Annotated in this window: 14 protein-coding genes; 5 read left to right on the top strand and 9 right to left on the bottom strand. The window is 69.9% G+C overall.

All coding sequences use genetic code 11. From position 1 onward, the window contains the following. Nucleotides 1-25: 25 nt before the first annotated feature. From rsmG to DFR74_RS14735, 4 genes are all read left to right on the top strand, one after another. Nucleotides 26-799 (top strand): 16S rRNA (guanine(527)-N(7))-methyltransferase RsmG, encoded by a 774-nt coding sequence (gene rsmG / locus DFR74_RS14750; protein WP_084537277.1) that lies wholly within the window; start codon nt 26-28, stop codon nt 797-799. An 876-nt stretch (nt 800-1,675) separates the two neighbouring features. Beyond that, nucleotides 1,676-2,626 (top strand): ParA family protein, encoded by a 951-nt coding sequence (locus DFR74_RS14745; RefSeq protein WP_228789760.1) that lies wholly within the window; start codon nt 1,676-1,678, stop codon nt 2,624-2,626. Nucleotides 2,627-2,687: 61 nt separating this feature from the next. Continuing rightward, a complete protein-coding gene (locus DFR74_RS14740) occupies nt 2,688-3,713 on the top strand; it encodes a ParB/RepB/Spo0J family partition protein (RefSeq protein ID WP_067502781.1) in 1,026 nt (341 codons plus the stop codon). Nucleotides 3,714-3,955: 242 nt separating this feature from the next. Then, nucleotides 3,956-4,684: a hypothetical protein gene (locus tag DFR74_RS14735; RefSeq protein ID WP_067502784.1), complete on the top strand. Its 729-nt coding sequence runs from the start codon at nt 3,956-3,958 to the stop codon at nt 4,682-4,684. 61 nt (nt 4,685-4,745) lie between these two features. On the opposite strand, the gene DFR74_RS14730 is transcribed toward DFR74_RS14735, so the two are convergent. From DFR74_RS14730 to DFR74_RS14690, 8 genes are all read right to left on the bottom strand, one after another. Next, nucleotides 4,746-5,936, bottom strand: a complete 1,191-nt coding sequence (locus DFR74_RS14730; protein WP_067502787.1) for an N-acetylmuramoyl-L-alanine amidase — start codon at nt 5,934-5,936, stop codon at nt 4,746-4,748. A 155-nt stretch (nt 5,937-6,091) separates the two neighbouring features. Further along, nucleotides 6,092-6,424 (bottom strand): thioredoxin, encoded by a 333-nt coding sequence (gene trxA / locus DFR74_RS14725; RefSeq protein ID WP_067502790.1) that lies wholly within the window; start codon nt 6,422-6,424, stop codon nt 6,092-6,094. A gap of 34 nt (nt 6,425-6,458) precedes the next feature. Then, nucleotides 6,459-7,436 carry a thioredoxin-disulfide reductase gene (gene trxB, locus DFR74_RS14720; protein WP_067502793.1) on the bottom strand — a complete coding sequence of 326 codons (978 nt, stop codon included), beginning with the start codon at nt 7,434-7,436 and terminating at the stop codon, nt 6,459-6,461. Between the two features lie 94 nt (nt 7,437-7,530). Further along, nucleotides 7,531-8,307, bottom strand: coding sequence for a hypothetical protein (locus tag DFR74_RS14715; RefSeq protein ID WP_067502796.1), 777 nt, complete (start codon nt 8,305-8,307; stop codon nt 7,531-7,533). A 115-nt stretch (nt 8,308-8,422) separates the two neighbouring features. Then, nucleotides 8,423-8,983, bottom strand: a complete 561-nt coding sequence (gene sigM, locus DFR74_RS14710; protein WP_067502826.1) for an RNA polymerase sigma factor SigM — start codon at nt 8,981-8,983, stop codon at nt 8,423-8,425. A gap of 277 nt (nt 8,984-9,260) precedes the next feature. Further along, nucleotides 9,261-13,013: a murein biosynthesis integral membrane protein MurJ gene (locus DFR74_RS14705; protein ID WP_113975135.1), complete on the bottom strand. Its 3,753-nt coding sequence runs from the start codon at nt 13,011-13,013 to the stop codon at nt 9,261-9,263. A 1,168-nt stretch (nt 13,014-14,181) separates the two neighbouring features. After that, entirely contained in the window at nt 14,182-16,665 is a 2,484-nt protein-coding gene (locus tag DFR74_RS14695) for a DUF6049 family protein (RefSeq protein WP_067502832.1), read from the bottom strand. Beyond that, on the bottom strand, nt 16,662-17,198 hold the full coding sequence (locus DFR74_RS14690; RefSeq protein ID WP_067502835.1) for an NUDIX hydrolase: 537 nt from the start codon (nt 17,196-17,198) through the stop codon (nt 16,662-16,664). The genes DFR74_RS14695 and DFR74_RS14690 overlap by 4 nt, the downstream gene beginning before the upstream one ends. 531 nt (nt 17,199-17,729) lie before the next feature. Here DFR74_RS14690 and DFR74_RS14685 point away from each other — a divergent pair. Further along, the gene (locus DFR74_RS14685) at nt 17,730-19,190 is read left to right on the top strand and encodes a CCA tRNA nucleotidyltransferase (protein WP_067503322.1); all 1,461 of its coding nucleotides are present in this window, start codon (nt 17,730-17,732) and stop codon (nt 19,188-19,190) included. 12 nt (nt 19,191-19,202) lie between these two features. Here the strand turns inward: DFR74_RS14685 and DFR74_RS14680 are convergent, their stop codons facing one another. Continuing rightward, nucleotides 19,203-20,018 carry a hypothetical protein gene (locus DFR74_RS14680; RefSeq protein WP_067502838.1) on the bottom strand — a complete coding sequence of 272 codons (816 nt, stop codon included), beginning with the start codon at nt 20,016-20,018 and terminating at the stop codon, nt 19,203-19,205. Between the last annotated feature and the right edge of the window lie 85 nt (nt 20,019-20,103).

Genomic DNA, 20,103 nt, shown 5'->3' with positions numbered 1-20,103 from the left:
TGTGGTCGACCTCGAGCTCGGAAGGATGTTTCACGTGGAACGAGAACCCGGTGCAGGTGCCGCGCTGCCGACCGAGACGGCACCGCCGGCCGCCGCGACGGTGTTCGGCGCGCGGCTCGATATCGCCCGGCGCTATTGCGCGGCGCTCGCCACCGCCGGTGTGGAGCGCGGGCTGATCGGTCCGCGCGAAGTGCCGCGGCTGTGGGACCGCCACATCCTCAACTGCGCCGTGGTCGCCGAGCTGATGCCGGAGGGCGTCACGGTGGTCGACATCGGCAGCGGCGCCGGACTGCCCGGCATCCCGCTCGCCATCGCCCGGCCCGATCTCCGCATCACCCTCGTGGAGCCGCTGTTGCGCCGGACCACCTTCCTCGGTGAGTTCATCGAGGAGGCCGGACTCGACATCACCGTCGTCCGCGGCCGCGCCGAACAGTCCGGCGTGATGAAGGAAGCGGGCGGTGCCGATATCGTCACCTCCCGCGCCGTCGCCCCGCTCGCCAAACTGGCGCAGTGGTCGCTGCCGCTACTGCGCGACCACGGGCGGATGCTCGCGCTCAAGGGCGTCAGCGCCGCCGACGAACTCGAGCGCGACGGTGACTCCCTCGCCCGCGCCGGCGCCGGCAATTTCGAAGTCCTCGAGTGCGGCGTCGGCATCGTCGAAACCCCCACCTTGGTGATCAGCGCCGAGCGCCTCCCCCGCGCCGAGCGCGTCGCTCGTCGCCGAGACAGGGTGGGTGCCGGGGATGCGTCGCCGGGACTGCGTCGGGGGATTACGCGGGGGCGTCGCTCAGGGAAGTAGTCCCTTTGCCCGTGGTGTCGTGAGTGGATGGCGACCGGGCCAGCGACCGGAGTCGCCGGAGGCTCTTCCCTCGCTGTGCCGTGCGTGGACAAGTCACTCCCCTCGGGGCCCCGGTGCGTTCCTCTCTCGAGGTGCCGGTGTGGCGGTCGCCCGAGGTGCCAGTGTGGCGGGTCTGAGGTCTCCGATCCGGTGGGGTCCGATCGATGCTTCACGTGAAACATCGATCGGGACGCCGCGAGCCGCGCGGTGACCACGGTCGGCCGCTGCGATGTTTCACGTGAAGCAATGCGGACGGCCGGTCGGTGCGAAGTCCCGCGTGCGGGCAATCCGTCCGCCCCGGAAGTGGCTCGCCGGTCGGATCGCTCACGAGTTCCGAAGTGGGCGCACCCCATCCCGGGAGTCTCGGCGATCGCGGCGGCGCGCGTATCCGCGGAATGCGCGGTCGGCGTGTTCCGCCGAGAGGGATGCCGAGGTTTCACGGGAAACATCGATGGTCGAACCTCCCCGAATCGCGCTCCGGATCGTCCGAATTCCGCTCCCCCGGGCCGGAATTCCTCCGTTCTCGCACTCCGTTCGGCGCGTATTCGCGTGTCGCCGCGATTCAACTTTCTTCTGGGGCTGAGTGCTGGCAAGCTAGTGAGCGTCGGGCGTGAGCGTTGGTGCCACGGTGGGATGTGGGTGTGCGGGACTGCTCCGCTCGGTCGTTTGATCGGGCGCCGTCCCGACGGAGCATCATGTTCGATCCGACACAGCAGTGTGAAGACACGGCATCGGCGTTGGCCCGAGGCGCGTGGTCTGTAGTTCTCGGGTTAGGAGCTGTCTATGTCGAGCGGTCCGGCGAATGTTTCACGGGAAACAACGTCGCGAGTGCCGGGGATGCTGGACTCCAGCAACTTCGACACGGAGGCTTTCGGAAGCACCCCGTTCGGGAACATCTCCCCCAGCGAGACCCCGATCGCCGCCGAAGCTCAGCGTGCCAGTCAGATATTGCATCCAGGAAAGGTGACAGTGCCGAAACCGCGCGAGCAACGGATCATCACCATCGCGAACCAGAAGGGTGGCGTCGGAAAGACCACCACGACGGTGAATCTCGCCGCCGCCCTGGCGCACCAAGGCATGAAGGTGCTCGTCATCGACCTCGACCCGCAGGGCAACGCCAGCACCGCGCTGGGCATCGACCACCACTCGGGCATCCCCTCCAGCTACGAGCTGCTCATCGGTGAGGTCTCCGTCAAGGAGGCCATCCAGCAGAGCCCGCACAACGAGCGGCTGCTGTGCATCCCCGCCACCATCGACCTGGCGGGCGCCGAGATCGAACTCGTCTCGATGGTGGCGCGCGAGGGGCGGCTCAAGGGCGCCATCCAGGAAGCGAATATCGCCGGCTACGACATCGACTACGTGATGATCGACTGCCCGCCCTCGCTGGGCCTGCTGACGGTCAACGCGCTCGTCGCCGCCAAGGAGGTGCTGATCCCGATCCAGTGCGAGTACTACGCGTTGGAGGGCGTCGGCCAGCTGCTCCGCAATATCGGTCTGGTGCAGGCGCACCTGAATCCCGAATTGCACGTCTCCACCGTCATTCTCACCATGTACGACGGCCGCACCAAGCTCGCCGATCAGGTCGCCGAGGAGGTGCGCGGTCACTTCGGTGACGTGGTGCTGCGCTCGGTGATCCCCCGTTCGGTGAAGGTGTCGGAGGCGCCGGGCTACGGGATGACGGTGCTCGATTATGATCCAGGCTCCCGGGGTGCGATGAGCTACCTCGACGCCGGACGCGAGATGGCTCAGCGGGCGCTGGCCGAGCAGGCTGCGAACGGCGCGGAGTGATCCGGGCTCGGGTCGGCACGACCCGGACAGGTGGCGGACGAGGGAAGGGATCGGTGGGTCGATGAGTCAGGCGAAGAAGGGTGGGCTAGGCCGTGGTCTGGCGGCGCTGATTCCGACGGGCCCGGCCAATGCCCAGGGGTTGAACACCCAGGGGCTGGGCAGCGCGGCGGCGAACGTCGTGATCGGGCTCGATCCCATCGGCCCGCAGCCGGCGTCGGCGTTCCTGCACCGGGTCCCCGAACCCGCCGAGGAGACGGAGCTGGCCGAGGGCGGCGCCGTCTACCGGGAGATCCCGCCCGATCGCATCGAGCCGAATCCCAAGCAGCCGCGCCAGGTCTTCGACGAGGAGGCGCTGGCCGAACTGGTGCACTCCATCCGCGAATTCGGCCTCATGCAGCCGATCGTGGTGCGCCGCCTGGACGGTGACGAGGAGCGCTATCAGCTCATCATGGGCGAGCGGCGGTGGCGCGCCTGCCAGGAGGCGGGCGTCGAGACCATCCCGGCGATCGTCCGCGAGACCGCCGACGAGTCGATGCTGCGCGACGCCCTGCTGGAGAACATCCACCGGGTGCAGCTGAACCCGCTCGAAGAAGCAGCCGCCTATCAGCAGCTGCTCGAGGAGTTCGGCGTCACCCACGAGGAACTCGCCACCCGGATCGGGCGGTCCCGCCCCGTCGTGACGAACATGATCCGCTTGCTGAAGCTGCCGATCCCGGTGCAGCGGCGGGTCGCGGCGGGCGTGCTGTCGGCCGGCCACGCCCGCGCCCTGCTCGGTCTGGAGGCGGGCGCGGACGCGCAGGAGGCGCTCGCGGCGCGCATTGTCGCCGAGGGAATGTCGGTGCGCGCCACCGAGGAAGCGGTCACGCTGGCGAACCGCGATCCGGATGCGGCCGCTCCCCCGGCCCCCCGGCGCAAGCCGATCCAGATGCCGGGACTCCAGGATGTGGCCGAGCGACTGTCGAATTCGTACGACACCCGCGTCACGGTGAGCCTGGGCAAGCGCAAGGGCAAGATCGTGGTGGAGTTCGGATCGGTCGAAGATCTCGAGCGCATCGTGAACATGATGGAACAGCAACTCGGTTCGTGACAGAAGTGGCGGAAATAGCCCCGTGTATCCCGTAGGGACGGGTCCGGCGCGGAAACGTCACTGTGACGGCATGGTTTTCGCCGCCGCGGTGACGCGTTCGCGCGGAACCGCCGGACTCGGACACAACAGCACAGCGACCTGGAATGAGGCGGCTTCGCGTTGATCGCATATCCTTGCTGGCGAGAAGACATTGATGCGGCGTGAGCGTGGATGAATCGGACAGCTGGAGGCTGAGCAGAGCGGTGTCGACCAGCGTCACAGCACTTACCCTCGGCGGCCTGGACAACCTTCCCGCGCATGCCCGCCGCTGCGTGTTCTGGGAGATCGATCCCGCCGTGGCGGAGGACTCCCGGGCGTTCAGCGACCCGGTGTTCGAGAAGGAAGCCTGGCTCTCGACTGTCATGCTGGAGTGGGGTTCCTGCGGACAGGTGGCGAACGTGGACGGCAAGGTCGCCGGTTGCGCGCTGTACTCGCCGCCGAGCGCCGTGCCGCGTGCCGGCCTGTTCCCGACTTCTCCGGTGAGCCCGGACGCGGTGCTGCTGACCACGCTGCGCACCGAACTCCCCTACCGCGACGAAGATGTCGCGCACGCGCTGCTACGGGCCGTCGTGACGGATCTGATCCGCCGTGGCGTGCGCGCGCTGGAGGCGTTCGGATTGCGGTCCGAGCCGCCGGCCAAGCGCCTGACCGACCGGTTGGTGGGTTCGATGACGCTCATGGAGCGGATCGGCGCGCCGCTGCGCGGATCGGCCGCATCGGCGTCGGCCGAGTGTTCGCCGCAGACCTGCATGATCGACGCGGACCTGTTGGAGGAGTTCGGTTTCGAGGTCGTCGCGGCGCACCACCGGTTCCCGCGGCTGCGCCTGGAGCTGGATTCCGACCACGGCTGGAAGGAAGACGTGGAGCGCGCGCTCGACCAGTTGCTCGCCGCCGCGTCGATCACCGCGCCCACCCGCGCGGGCGCCCGCTGACACGAGAACGCCCTGCCGACCCGAAGGATGGCAGGGCGTTCTCGAAAAGTACTGGGCAGCCTCAGGTCCGGTCGGCGGCCGCCAATTCCTCGGCCAGCAGTTCGGCGAAAGTGTAGGTGCCCGTGGGCTGATCGTCCTGCCCCAGCAGGTACAGCCGCTTGACCGAGATGAGGATGGCCTCGGCGATCACGTCGCGCATGCGCGGGTTGGTGAGCACCGACGCGTCGTATTCGTTGGTGAGATAACCGATGTCGACCTGCACGGTGGGCATCTTGGTGAGCCGCAACAGATCCCACGTACGCGAGTGAGTCCGGCAGTCCTGCAACGAGGTTCGCGCGACTACCTCGCGCTGGATGAACCCGGCCAGCACCTGCCCGATCATCGATACCGAACCGTGCGAATTGCCGAAGTGGAAGCTGGCCAGCCCGTTCGCCGAGGGGCTCGGGTTGGTGGCGCACCGCAGCGAGATCATCAGATCGGCGTCGAAAGCGTTGGAGGTCTCGGCGCGTTCGGCGTCGGTGGGATTGGCGCCCCACGGGCGGGAGAGGAACGTCTCCATCCCGGTGGCGGCCATGCGGCCCTCCAACCGGCTGGCCAGATCCCACAGGATCTCCGACTCGTACACGTCGCCGTATTCGGTGGGCACCGCGTGCCCCTTGTCGGGTCCGCCCAGGCCCGGGTCGATCACGATGCGCTTGCCCGTCAGCTGCGGGCCCGCGCGATGCACCACCTCTTCCTCGGCGATGCGATGCGGGTTGCCGCCCGTCACACGCGCGCCGAGCAACTCCAGCGAGCGCAGTGTGTCGGGCCCGCAGATACCGTCGGCGGACAGCCCGATCTCCCGCTGGAAGGCGGTGAGCGCATCGTGGGTGTGCGGGCCGAAATAGCCGTCCACGCGGTGCACGTAGAAGCCGAGATCCTGCAGTTTGCGCTGCAAGGTGGCCACATCGTCGCCGTACAGGGGGGCTGACAGCTGGTAGATGAGGGTGCGCGCGCCGAGCCGGTAGGACGCCTCCTTCAGGGCCCGGTAGGTCGCCGGACCCACCACCCCGTCCACGAGCAGACCGCGATGCTGCTGGAACGCGCGGACCGCGGAATCGAGGTGGTGGTCGAAGGAGGCCTCGGTGTCTTTCCAGTACTCGTGCCCGTCGGCCGAATCGGCGGCATGCGCGTGCAGGAATCCGAGACTGGCCAGGGTGCTCCGAACCTCTGCTACGGCTGGACCGGTATCGCCGTGACGAAGTCGGTGCATGCGTGAGAGCCCTTTCCTTCCGTCGAACCGGGTACCCACTCAGGCGACGGCGTACACCCTCGCGCGAAGCGTCGGTCGATTGTCTCAGACCTGGCCCCGAAAACGGCAATTACCGCCGCCACGGGCATCCTACGGCGCGTCGTCGAGCGCGTCCGTCAGATGACGTCCGCGAGCTCGCGCAGCAGGGCCGCTTTGCCCTTGGCGCCGACGATCTGCTTCACCGGCTTCCCACCGCGGAACAGCATCATAGTGGGCAGCGACAGCACCTGGTATTCGCGGGCGGTGGACGGGTTGGCGTCGACGTCCAGCTTGGCGATGGTCAGCTTGTCGGCGTGCGCGCCGGCGATCTCCTCCAGCACGGGGGCGACCATCTTGCACGGTCCGCACCAATCCGCCCAGAAGTCGACCAGGACGGGCTTCTCGCTGAGCAGCACGTCGTCGGCGAAGGACGCGTCGGTCACGGTGACCGTGTTGCCGTTGTCGGCCATGGGTTTCTCCTCGTTGATCGGGATGTGGGCGAGATCAGTGGGCGTTCGCGGCGACCGGCTGTCCCGCGTGGTCCAGGGTGTTCGCGGTGATATCGCCCTGCTCGGAGAGCCAGCGTTCGGCGTCGATCGCGGCGCGGCAGCCCGTGCCCGCGGCGGTGATGGCCTGCCGGTAGGTGTGGTCGACCAGATCGCCCGCGGCGAAGACGCCCTCGACGTTCGTGGCGGTGCCCGGATGCCGGACCTGCACGTAGCCCTCATCGTCGAGTTCGACCTGGCCGCGCACGAGCTCGCTGCGCGGGTCGTGGCCGATCGCGACGAACAGGCCGGTCGCGGCCAGTTCGGAGGTCTCGCCGGTGCGGGTGTCGCGCAGCGTGAGACCGGTCACCGCGTTGTCCCCGTGCACCCGAACGACTTCCGCGTTCAGCACGAACTCGATCTTCTCGTTGGCCTTGGCCCGCTCCAGCATGATGCGCGAGGCGCGGAACTCCTCGCGCCGGTGCACGATGGTGACCTTGGACGCGAACTTGGTGAGGAAGGTCGCCTCCTCCATGGCCGAGTCGCCGCCGCCGACCACCACGATCTCCTGGCCCTTGAAGAAGAAGCCGTCGCAGGTGGCACAGGCGCTCACGCCGCGGCCGAGCAGTTCCTGCTCGCCGGGCACGTTCAGGTAGCGCGCGGCCGAACCCATGGCCAGCACGATCGCGTACGCCTGGTAGGTCTCCTCGCCCACGGTGACCGTCTTCACGGGACCGCTCAGGTCGATGGCGTCGACGTCCTCGGTGCGGATGTCGGCGCCGAAACGCTTGGCCTGCTCGCGCATCTGGTCCATCAGGTCGGGGCCCATGATGCCGTCGCGGAAGCCGGGGAAGTTCTCCACCTCGGTGGTCGTCATCAGCGCGCCGCCGAATTGGGTGCCCTCGAACAGCAAGGGCTGCAGCTCGGCGCGCGCCGCGTAGACGGCGGCGGTGTAACCGGCGGGGCCGGAGCCGACAATGATCAGGTCGCGAATCATGGCGCCCTTCCGAGGTGATCTGGGGTGATCTGGGGGAACGTGAAACTCAACAACAGGGTAAACGCTGATGTTCCCGCGCGGCCCGGCCCCGTCGCTACCCGATGTCGGTGATGTTCTTCACCTGCGGATCTCCCGGCGCGCAGCCCGGCCCCACCACCAGCGCGGTGATCTGGCCGCGGTCGGCGCCGCCGAGCAGGATGAGCACCGCGGCCTGGCCGCTGTAGGTCATGTTCATCGAGCCGAGCACCGGGCGGGTCAGGCCCGCCGCGGCCACGCAGGCGTCGCGGGCCGCGTAGTCGGCGAGCGGGCCGGTGACGTCGTTGCGGCCGAGCGCGGCGAGCGCGGCGGTGGCGGTGAGGTCGTCGCCGATCTGGTTCTCGGTCGGTGACGCGACGGGCGTGCCCTCCTCGTCACCGCCCAGCACCGAGGCGCCGATCCCGACACCCGCGACCACGGCCGCCACGGCCGCCGCGGCGGCGAGCCAGCGCAACCGGCGGCCGCGGCGTTCGTCCAGCGAGACGGGCGGGGCGAGGTGTTCACTCGGACCTGTTGGGGCGGAAGATGTTTCGGAAGGTTCCGGCAGCCGGTGGACGGTGGCGCGCGGCTCCTCGCCGGACTCCAGATCCTCGAGGAACGAGAACAGGCGCACCGACACGTCGTCGGGCATCGGGTGGAGTACCGGGTCGACGGCACCTAGTTCGCGCACGTGGCCGCGCACCTCGTCCAGCGAGTCCAGATACCGGCTGGCGTCGGCATCGGCGCGGACCAGGGGCCACAGCTGGGCTCCGAGTTCGGGGTCGATGTTGTCGGCATGCAGGTCGGCCAGCAACTCCGTGGAGAACGGAGGCTGCGGAACTGACCGGGTCGCCATCGCACCTCCGTAATTCCCATCGGACATTGCTGTCCCGTTCGCCATGGCGACCGCCTACCGGGCCGCCCCTGAATACATCGCTCAGTGGTTCGTCACTATTAATGACGCAGCGCCACTAGTTCCGGTTCCGCGGATCGCGCAGAAATTCCAAACGTTCCTGCAAACGTTGCCGTGCCCGCGCGCACCGGCTCTTGATGGTCCCCTCCGGGACGCCGAGCATGGCGGCCGCCTCCGCCACGCTATACCCCTCCAGATCGACCGCAACCAGCGCGGTCCGCTGATCGGGCGGCAGCGAGAACAGGGCGCGATCCACCACGATCGACAACTCGAGGTGGGCGAACTCATCGCGCTCGTCGATCGGTTCCGGCATGGAATCCGGCGAGAACGACACCGCGCGCCGGGTCTTGTTGCGCCGGATGCGGTCCAGGCAGGCGTTCACCACGATGGCGTGCAACCAGCTGCGCACCTCGGCCTCCGCGCGGAACGAACCTGCGGTGCGATGGGCCGAGAGCAGTGCGTCCTGCAGCGAATCGGCCGCGTCCTCCCTGGTGTAGGAAGTGCGCAGGGCGGTCTGCCAGAGGTGGTCGTTGTGCCTGCGCAACAGTTCGGCGAAGGCGTGGCGCTCCCCGTCGACGTGCGCCCGCAGCAACTGCGCGTCGGTGAGGTCGTCGGGCACGAACGAGCGCTCGCGGGCCGCGACCGGCCGCGAACTTCCCGCGCGGGAACCCTCGTTCCTCTCCGACAATCCAACCCCTCGACGGCGCTCACCGGGCGACAGCGTGGATCACCTGTCACCGAAAACTTTCGCAGCATCCGGAATCGCGTCACCAGAATCCGGGAAGCTCCCCTGCCGAGAGCGCGTGCCGATCATATCGGCAGGGCCGAAGGGGCAGCAACCAGACCGAGCGGGATGCCGGCCACGCCGCAACGGTGGTGGCAGAGAAAGGAAAAGGTCAGGGGGCGGCGTCGAACCGCAGGTCGGCGATGGCCGACTGGAACTGGCTGCCGGTGGTGCCGAGCCCGGTGATCCACACGAGCACGTAGCGCACCGCCTGGTCGGCCTGCACCGGGATCTCGGTGACCCCGTCGCCCAGCTGGGCCGTGCCGATCAGCTGGGTCTGGTCCAGGGTGGGCGAATTCGTGGGCGACGTGCGGATCTCCACCGAGGTGCCCGGGCTCGGCGAGGTGATCGAGACGTTGGTCAGCCGCGCCGGGCTGGGCAGCGTGGCCAGCAGCCCCACGCCCTTCTTGAGCGCGGGGAACTGCTGGAAGTACTGGTCGGTGCGCCACACGGTGGCCGGATCGTTGTCCAGCACGGCCGCCACGTTGTTCACACCGTCGGGCGTGCCCTCGGGCGAGAACACCGTGACGCCGGTGACCGGGACCGGAACTCCGCCCGTCGGCGTGCTCGGCACCGCGCCGGGGGCGGGCGCGGGCGCCGGTGTGCTGTTGGTGGTGAGGCCGATATTGCGCTGTTCGTCCAGCGGCGCGTCGGATGCGCCCGGCGCGAACACGCTGACCATCCACCAGATCACGACGCCGACCACCAGCGCGGCCAGGATGCCCAGGCCCACCATGATCCACATCATGCGCTGCGAGCGTTCCCGCTCCTGCGCGAGCAGTTCCGGATCGGCCAGCGACTCGTCGGCGGGCACGTGCTGGGCCCGCTGACCCAGCCGCAGCACCGGGATGAAATCGGTCTTCTGGTCGACCACGGACGCCTGCTCCAGCACGTGCTGCACGGTGGCCGCGGTGCGCACGCCCTTGTTCGACTCCAGCGAACGCACCGCGACGGCCGAGATCTCGAACGGCACCTCCGGCCGGATCTGGCGCGGCTCCACCGGCGTGCCGTCGGCGCCGAAATCGGCCAGACGCAGGCCGCCGACGGTGGCGGCGGACCCGGTCAGCCCGCCGGAGCGGATCGGCCAGCGCGCCGTGATCAGCGCGTAGAGCATGGCGCCGAGGCCGCGCACGTCGGACTGGGCGTCGGAATCGGCCAGCGTGCCGGGGAAGGCGAGTACCGCGTCGCCCGAGGCGCTGATGCGCACCCGGTCGGGATGGTCGATGGACAGCGAACCGCCGCCGCGGTGGGCGAGTTCGGCGGCCGAGGCGAGCGCCCGGATGGCGCGGGCGGCGCCGATCGGTGAGGGCACCGTCTCGGCCATCTCACGCAGCGAACGACCGGGCGTCCACTCGGCCACCACGATGCCGCCGGAGCTGCCGCGCACCACGTCGAGCACGCGGGCCAGGCCGGGTGAGTTGATCCGACCCAGACGCAGCGTGCGCGACAGGATCGCCTGCGGGCCGTCGTGACCGGAGTTCTCGCCGGCCTTCTGGTCGGCGTCGACGAAGGTGAGCGCGACCTCGCGGTCGAGTTTGATGTCGAGCGCCTGCCAGAACTTCAGCCCGCGCGCACCGCCGTGGCTGGCCAGCAGCCGGTAGCGGCCACCCGCCACCGACGCGCCCGGCATCAGCTTGGGGCCGCGCGGAACCCGGCGTTGACCGGGGTCGACGGGCTGCTGCGGCGGCAGCTGCGGCACCGGGATCATGCCGGTGTCGTACATCGGATCGCGCGGCGGCGCCTGCTGCGGCGGCGGTGCGTCGCGGGGCGGGGGCGCCGCGGCGGGACCCACCGGCGCGTGCGGGGGCCTGCCGGCCTCGCCCGGCCCCTGTGGCTGCTCGGCCGCGGGGGGATTGTCGGTGGACAGACTGCCCGCCCCACCCGCAGGAGGTTCGGCGGCTGGGACGCTGCCCGCCGCCGCGTCGTCGCTCACCCTCGGTCCTCCTTCGCCCTGGTATGTCGAGGTCTCGGCGTACTCGCCACGAGTGCCCACCTGCCGAACAGGGTACGGGAACTGTCCCTTGCCGGTCAGGTCGACAGCTCCGGGACGGATCACGGGCAGCACCATCGTCTGGGTGTCCATGACGGGGTCGAATCCGGAGTAGGCGTACGGATGCGGCCTGCGCATGACCTGGGTGGCGTACTCGTCCTCGACCGGTCCGTCCAGGTCGAGGTCCGGTGCGGGCGGGGTGATGCCCAGACGGCGCGAGACGGCCACCGTGATCGCGACGATCTCGGGGATCCCCGCCAGGCGCATGAGCCCGAACGCCACCGCGAACAGCACAATGGCGTCGATTGTCACGCGCAGCAGCGAGCCTGGCGCGCTGGTGATCCGGTCCAGCCCGAGCACCTTGTCCACGATCAGCATCACCGCGCCCGCGGCCAGCGCGGCCAGCACCACGCGGGTGACGGTGCGCCCCACGTTGATCATCCGCAGATCGCCGAGGCTGCGGTGCAGCAGATAGCCGCCGATCACCGCGCCGACGGCGAAGCTCACGCCGTTCACCGCGCCGAGGATGATCACCACCTGGTCGCCGGAACTGGCGAACACCGGGGCCAGCGCGGAGAGCACGATCTTGACGCCGGTGATGCCGAGGATGATCCAGGTCGGCGTCCACGCCTGTTCCCTGGCGTAGAAGACCCGCAGGTGGATCAGCACCAGCGCGTACGGGATCAGGGTGAAGGCCGACCAGCTCAGCGCGTCGCCGAGGCGCCCGGCATCGCCGGAGAACCGCGCGTAGCCGAACAGCGCCTCACCGATCTGGGGCCCGGCGAGGGTGAAGAACACCACCACGGGCACCAGCGCGATCATGGTGAGCCTGGTCGCGACGGACAGGTCGTCGACCACCGCGGGGGTGTCGTCGTTGGCGGCGTTGCGACTCAGGCGCGGCATGATCGCGGTGAGCAGCGTGACGCCGAGCACGCCGTAGGGCAGCTGCAGCAGCAGCCAGGTGTAGGAGTAGATGGCCGGGCCCGCCGCGTCGGCCTTGGACGCGACGTTATTGGCCACGATCATGCCGACCTGGCTGATCAGGACGTACAGGATGATGGCCGCGCCCATGGCGGCGAACTGCTTGAGCCGGTTGTCGATGCCCCACAGCGGCCGCAGGTCGATGCCCTCGCGGCGGATCGCGGGCAGCAGGATCAGCACCTGCGACACCACGCCGAAGGTCACGCCGAGGCCCAGCACCAGCAGCTTCGGATCGCTCATCCGCACCGGATCGAGGGTGATCTCGCCCGGGGTGAGCGCGTACACGGCCAGCACCGTGAGCACCACGACGTTGTTCACCACCGGCGCCCAGGCGCCCGGTTTGAAGTTCTGCCTGGTGTTCAGCACGGCCGTGAGCAGCGCGGACATGCCGTAGAACACGATCGCGGGCAGCAGCAGATAGGTGAGCGCGGTGGTGAGATCGGTGTTCACCGCGCCGTCGGAGTCGACGAACACCCTGGTGGCCAGGATGGGCGCGGCCGCGGTGGTGAACAGCGTGGCCACGGCCAGCACGGTGAACGCGGCCGTGACGAGCCTGCGGATGAACGCCGCGCCGCCGTCGGCGTCCTCCTGTTCGGCGCGCACCAGCGTGGGCACCACGATCGCGGTCAGCACCGCGCCGAGCACCAGCTCGGCGATCATGTTCGGGATCAGGCTGGCCGAGGTGAACGCGCTGGCGATGGCCGGGCCGAGCACGGCCGCCAGCATGAGCACCTTGCCGAAGCCGGTGATCCGGCTGACCAGGGTGGCGATCGCGATCGACCCGGAGTCGCGCAGCAGGCGCGCCGACGCGCTCTGCTTGGGCTGCGGCTCCTCCGGTTCGTCCTGTTCGCGCGGGCGCGAGGGTTCGTAGCGCGGCGGGGGCGCCGTGCGCACGGTGACGTCGTCGGCCGGGTCGTGGCGGGTGTCCGGCGGCGCGAAACGCTGCGGCGGGACGCGCACGGGTTTCGCCAGGACGCCGTCTTCCTGGGCGGAGTACGCGCCCTGCCCGGGATGTGGCGCGGGCGGGCGGGCGTGAGCCGGACCGGGTGGAACACCGGGGCCACGGTTCGGCGGCTGACCAGGTCCGCGCTGCGCGGGGATGGGGCCGGAGTGGCCCGACGGGGTCGGCCGCTGGACGGGAATCGCACCGGACGCGGGACCTCGCTGGGCCGGGATGTTGCCCGGGTGGCCGCCTTCGGGGCCGCGCTGGACCGGGATCGCTCCCGATTGGCCGGGCTCCGGCCCGCGTCGAGGGCCGCGTTGCGCCGGGATGGCACCGGACTGGCCGGGGCCGGGACCGCGTTGCGCGGGATACGCGCCGGGACGCCCCGCCGGGTAGTCGTCGGATTCGGCAGGTATCGGGCGGCGATCGGGGAAGTCGTCGGGTCCGCCGGGGATGGGGTCGCGGCCGGCCGGGAAGTCTTCTGGCGTGCCCCGCACGCGTGCGCGTCCGCCCGGGAGATCGTCGGGTGGGCGGGGTATGGGACCGCGTCCGGCCGCGAAGTCCTCCGGCCCACCCGGCATCGGGCGACGCGGGAGTTCGGGTGCGCGCTGACCAGGCCCGGGGCGCGCCGGGCCGCGCTGCGCGGGAATCGCGCCCGACTCACCGGGACCGCGACGGGGGCCGCGCGGATCGTACTCGGGCGGGACAGGATGACCGGGACGCGCCGGACCGCGCCCGGGATGCGGCGGGCGCTGGGGAGGGGGCGGCATCCGGCCGTCCTGCGGCCTGCTCACCCGGGGCACCGGGGGCGGGACGTTCGGATCGCGGCGGGTCACACCGGGTTCCTCCGGCGGTCGCGGCGCGCGTTCCCACGGCGCGGCGGGGGCCCGGCGGGCGGGCGGCCCGTCAGGTCGTTCATCAGGTCGAGACCGATGAGCGGATGAATCATCGTCGCTCATCATGCCTCCTGTGTCGTACCGGACCCGTGCATCCGGCATGCCCGATCGGCGTTTCGCCCGTCGAGCGTCCCCCGTCGTGCCGTCCCGCGATCCCGCCCCGTCGCGGACGCGCGTCCCCACCGATTGTTCCGCACGGTGAGGGCGCCCGATCGATCATCCCTCACCGTGCCTCCTGTCCTGCCTTTCGCAGCGCGCGTTTGCGTGCCCGACGGTACCTGCTCGCCCGGCGGCGCAGATCCGGGCCGACACCCTCGTCGGCCGGGTCGGGACGACCGCGGAAGCGCCGCCACAACCGGCGTCCGACCAGCACGAACAGCAGCAGGCCCGCGCTCGCCGTGATGATCGCCAGGGCCTGGCCGTACGCGTTGGACCGCACCGACACCGAGGTGGCCTCGCCCAGCCCGATGCCCTCCGGCGTGGTGAGCGAGATGGGGATCACCAGGTTACGGCTGTCGCTGACCTCGGTAGGGATCTGGAACGACCGTGTCCCCTTCGGCGGTAATTGCTGTTCGCCGATATCGGTGATCTTCGTCTCGGCGGGGGCCTCGATGCGGAATCGGATGCGGATCGCGACCGGCAGATCGTTGCGCGCCACCAGCAGCAGGGGGCTCTGCTCCGACGCCAGTGTGTACACGCCGCCGGGCGGCAGCACCGACACCGAGCCGAACAGCTCGTCCATGGTGCGGGTGGTCTGGTCCAACCGCCGCTGCGCGAACGTGTCCGGGGTCGAGGCGTTGCCCGAGCGCCGATCCGAGAGGGAGAGCACCCGCACCAGGTCGTCGCGCAACGGGGTCAGGAACTGCCCCGGCGTCGGCTCGAACTCCGGCACGTCCACCAGCGCGCGCATCAGCTCCGAGACGCGCCTGCCCTGGTCGCGGACGGGCAGCACGAATCGTTCCGGCACCGCGTCGGCCGCCGCCTGCGACAGATAGGACAGTTCGAACGGACGCGGATCCGGCGGCAGCGCGACCAGATCGGCGAACGCGCGCGGTGTGGCCAGATTGCCGCGCATCAGCAGCTCCACCTGCTTCAGCAGCGCGGTCGCCTCGTCGCGGTTGGCGCCCCACTGCTGCGGCGGCGACAACAGCATCGAGCGCGGCCCGCCCGCCTGCGGATTCAGCGCGCTCCAGGAGATCGCACCCAGCGCGTCCTGCAGGCGCGCGGTCCGCGAATCGTTCATCACCTCGTAGCGCACCCGGTTCGGCGTGAACGAGGGCGTCGGCGGATTGGAGCCGACCGCAGCCAGCGCCGTCGCCGACCAGATGTCGAACGTCGCCACCCGCAGACCCGGATCCGGTTGCGCCGCTTCCGGAGTGGGCGCCGGGGCGGGCGGAGCGGTCACGCTCGGCACCGACACCAGCTCCGGCGCGGCGGACTCCGGCACATCGACGGACTGGCGCGCCGTCATCGAACCCGCCGAACCCTCGGGCACCACCGCCGAATCCGCCAGCACCGCCGTCGTGACACCGTGGCCGCGCAGCAGCATTCCGCCGCCCGCGTCGACGGTCCCCGAATCCGGCAGGCTCACCCCGCGCAGCGAACGCACCCCCAGAATCGAATCCACCAGGTCGGCGGGCGCGTTCAGGGCGCGCGCCGACAGGTCCGGATCGTTCACCGCCGCCAACGCCGTCACATCGACCTGCGCGAACGGCAACGCCACCGTGCACAGCGAGGACGCCAGCGCGCGCAGCCGGTCGAGCCAGTTCTGCGCCGCCTCGGTGCCCGCACCCTCGCGCGTCGCGCCGTCCGGATCCGACGGGCTCGCCAGCACTCGGTACTCGCTCGTCATCGCCTGCACCGTCAGCAGCAGATCCGGGTCCACCGCCAGGCACACCGAGGTAGACAGCTCGCGGCTGCGGGTCACCCCGGTGCCGATCGCGGATTCCAAAGCGCCCAGCAACTGCTCCAGGCGCCCGCCCTTGCTCAGCGAGGCGGCCAGCTCGTCATCGGTCAGCTCCGCCATCCCGTTCACCGAACCCGGCACGCCCGCCACCCACCGCGGGCGATCCGCCAGCGGCCACAGCAACGTCGTCGCCACCGGCGGATTCGCCGGCGGCGGCACCGGTTGCGCGCCGTCGGGCTCCACCGGCGGCAGGCCCAGCACCGGCAACAGGAACCGGGCGTCGTCCAGTCGCGCCTGCGTGCCGTACGCCGGTTCGCCGTTGACGTTCAGCAACAGCGGATACACGCCAGGTTCCGAAATCCCCAGCGACGCTTCACCACTGCCGTCCTGGCGCAACGGCATGCTCAACGTGAACTGCTTGCGCTGCCCCGGACTGAGCCGGTCGACAACTTCCTCGAACGGGCCGGACAGATCGAAGTTCACCTGGTCCAGGCTCAGCGACGACCGCAGCCCGCTGGGCTCCGACACCGCGGGCGCGCGCTGCAACCGCACGCTGATGTCGTCCACCACGCGGTCGCCGATATTGGTCACCGTGCCCGACACCGTCAGCAGCGGATCGCTTGTCACCGTCACCGCCGAGGGCGACACCGAATCCAGCGACAACTTCAAGAACTGCGGCCCCGACGTGGTGTTGGACCCGTTGGGCTGCCCCGACCCCGGCCCGGCCAGCACCAGGGGCGCGGCCACCGCGGCGAGCAAGGTCAGGACCGCCACGATGATCCGGCACAGTCCACGCGTCATCGCTCGCCGATCTCCATCCGATCGATCAGCCGATTCGCCACCTCGGCCAGCCGCCGCTCGTCCGCGTACGCCAGCCGGGAATCCAACTCGCTCAAGGGAACCCACGCCACCTGCGTGACCTCCACGTCGGCGTCGGACAACTCGCCGCCCACCGAACGCAACAGAAAATGATGCACGGTCTTGTGTACCCGGCGACCCTCGGTGACGAACCAGTAATCGATACTGCCCAGCTCGGCCACCACCACCCCCTGGATACCGGTCTCCTCCGCCACCTCGCGAATGGCGGTCTGCTCCGCCGTCTCGCCTTCCTCGATATGCCCCTTCGGCAACGACCACAGCAACCGGCCGCGCCGATCGGTCCGCCCGATCAACGCCGCGCTCCGCTTGTCGCTCGGCCCGTCCAGACCGTCCACGACCAATCCCCCGGCCGAAGTCTCCCGCACCGTACGCATACGAGGCTTAGCCGCATTCCCCGCCGAACCGCGGCGCCGCGGCTGGCGGCGTCGACTGTTCGCACGATCCGCCGGAGACACCTGGCAATCCTAGCTGTGTTTTTTTGCGCGCTGGCGCGCGCGTGTTCGCGGCCCTTGATGTCTCGCGTTCCAGCGCTCGAGACTCGCGCTGCGCGCATGCGCTTCGAGCGCTGGAACGCGAGACGGCCGCGAACGGTCGGTCGTCGGGCTCCCTCCCCGAGGTGGCTGGGAGAGTGCGGAGTGTGCGTTTCGGGTGATCGTTGAGGCGAGGTCGGGGGCTGGTGTGCGGCGCTGTGCTTGTGGCGCGCCGGGCCGCGAACGGTCGGTCGTATGGCTCCCTCCCCGAGGTGGTTGGGAGAGTGCGGATGGTGCGTTGTGGTTGAGGGCTGTAGGTGTCGTGGCGGGTTGGCGGGTTTCGGGTGGGCTCAGCAGGCTGTGCCAGAGAATCGGTGGGATGGATGCAGGCCTACGTGGCACTATGCGGGCGTCCTTATATATGGCGCGGGGGTGGGGATCGTGCGGGGGAAAAGGGGTGGCGGGGGCTCGGTAAGCTGCTCTTTCGTGGTTTCGCCCAAGTCCGAGGATGCGCACGTGACCGGTTCCGCCCTGATTCCCGCCGAGGAACGGCGTACGCGGTTGCTCGCGGCCGCGGCGGTGACGCTCGGCGGGTTGTCGGGCATCCTGACCCCGCTCGGCGAACTGTTCGCGGCGCGGGGGCACGCCCTCTACCTGGTGGGGGGCAGTGTGCGCGACGCGGTGCTCGGGCGGTTGGGGACCGATCTGGACTTCACCACCGATGCGCGGCCCGAGGTGGTGCAGGAGATCATGCGGGGCTGGGCCGACCACCTGTGGGATACGGGGGGTCTGGCGTTCGGCACGGTCAGCGCGGCAAAAGGTGATCAGCAGCTGGAGATCACCACCTTCCGCAGCGATTCCTACGACCGCGTCTCGCGCAATCCGGAGGTGACCTTCGGCGACACGCTCGAGGGGGATCTCGTGCGCCGCGATTTCACCGTCAATGCGATGGCCGTGACGATCGCCTCCGACGGATCGCTCGAATTCGTCGACCCGCTCGGCGGTATGGACGCGCTGCTGGCCGGGGTGCTCGACACCCCCGCCGCGCCCGAGGACTCCTTCCACGACGACCCGCTGCGCATGCTGCGCGCGGCCCGGTTCGTCTCCCAGCTCGGGTTCGAACTCGCGCCGCGCGTGCGCGCGGCGATCGTCGCGATGGCCGGCGAGATCGACCGCATCACCGCCGAGCGCGTCCGCGCCGAACTGGACAAGCTCATCGCCGGTGCGCACCCCATCGACGGCATCGACATCATGTGCGAGACCGGGCTGGCCCAGCGCGTGCTGCCGGAGGTCCCGGCGATGAAGCTCGAGATCGACGAGCACCATCAGCACAAGGACGTGTACTGGCATTCGCTCACCGTCCTCGAACAGGCCATCGACCTGGAGGACGGCGATCCCGACCTGGTGCTGCGCTGGGCGGCACTGCTGCACGACATCGGCAAGCCCGACACCAAGCGCAACGAGCCGGGCGGCGGTGTCAGCTTCCACCACCACGAGGTGGTGGGCGCGAAGATGGTGCGCAAGCGCATGCGCGCGCTGAAGTACCCGAAGCAGTTCACCGAGGACGTGGCCCGCCTGGTCTTCCTGCACCTGCGGTTCCACGGGTACGGCAAGGGCCAGTGGACCGATTCCGCGGTCCGCCGCTACGTCACCGACGCCGACTACCTGCTCCCCCGCCTGCACAAACTGGTCCGCGCCGACTGCACCACCCGCAACAAGCGCCGGGCCGCCGCGCTGCGCGCCACCTACGACGACCTCGAGGCGCGTATCGAACGCCTCCGGCAGGAGGAGGACCTGGCCAAGGTCCGCCCCGACCTGGACGGCAACGCGATCATGGAGCTGCTCGGCCTGGCGCCGGGCCCCGAGGTCGGCACGGCGTGGCGCTTCCTGAAGGAACTGCGCCTGGATCGCGGCCCGCTCACCCGCGACGAGGCGGAGGCGGCGCTGCTGGCGTGGTGGAAGACCCAGCAGGACTGAGCTTTTCGCAGGTCAGAACACGATGAGGGTGGTGCCCGCGACGATCGCGTCGCGGATCTGCGCCAGGTCGAACGATCCGGTGGTCTCGGGCAGATCCACCCGGAACCGCACCTGATCCCCCTCGCGCGCGGCGTGCGCGATCCGCGCGTGCTGCGGCAGGTTCTCCAGCAGGATGGCCGGATCGGTGATCATCCGCTTCGGCAGCCGGATCCCGAACCAAGTGGCGCGGTGCACGCGCACGGTGAGCAGGTTGTTCTCGATGGTGGCGTCCACCAGCGCGGTCAGCCCGCGCTTGCGGTGCGCGGCCCGGATCAGCCCGCTCTCGTGCGTGGACAGTTCCCAGTCCAATGGCTGGGTGTTGAGCCAGCCCAGCAGCGCGGCGGTGGTGACCGTGCCTTCGATATCGAGCGAGGCAGTGCGCACCTTGGTCGGTACGCCCGGGATGAGCCGCATTCCGTGCGCGATCACGGTGACCGTCTCGATCGGATGGCCGTCCCACAGCAGGCCCGACAGCACGGTCTTGGTCTGGAAGTGCGCGCCGCGCCTGCGCACTTTCAGCACGTCCAGGGTGGCGGTGAGCTGGTGGCCGAGCAGGGTCGCGGCGATCTCCCGCCCGCCGAAGCGGCTCAGGATGCCCTCGCTGAGCACGGTCATCAGCACATCCGGCATCAGCGCGGTGACCGTGCCGGAGCCGAGGTCGACTACGGGGTCCACCCACGAGGTGGTGGTCGCGAGCCACTGTTCCACCCAGGATTGGTCGAACAGCCGCTTGCCGAGGTCGACGGCCCACAGAGGTGACCATGACTTCGGATCGAAATACGTGGCCATGATTGCTCCGAGCGTACAAGCCCCCGCTCGGCGCGACCATCCGTCGCGACCCGAATCCCCCGCGGACGATCTTGTGAACCGTGAC

The organism is Nocardia puris, from assembly GCF_003315035.1.
In the GTDB taxonomy this organism is placed as follows: Bacteria; Actinomycetota; Actinomycetes; order Mycobacteriales; family Mycobacteriaceae; genus Nocardia; species Nocardia puris.
This window is presented reverse-complemented; position numbering and strand designations above follow the sequence as displayed.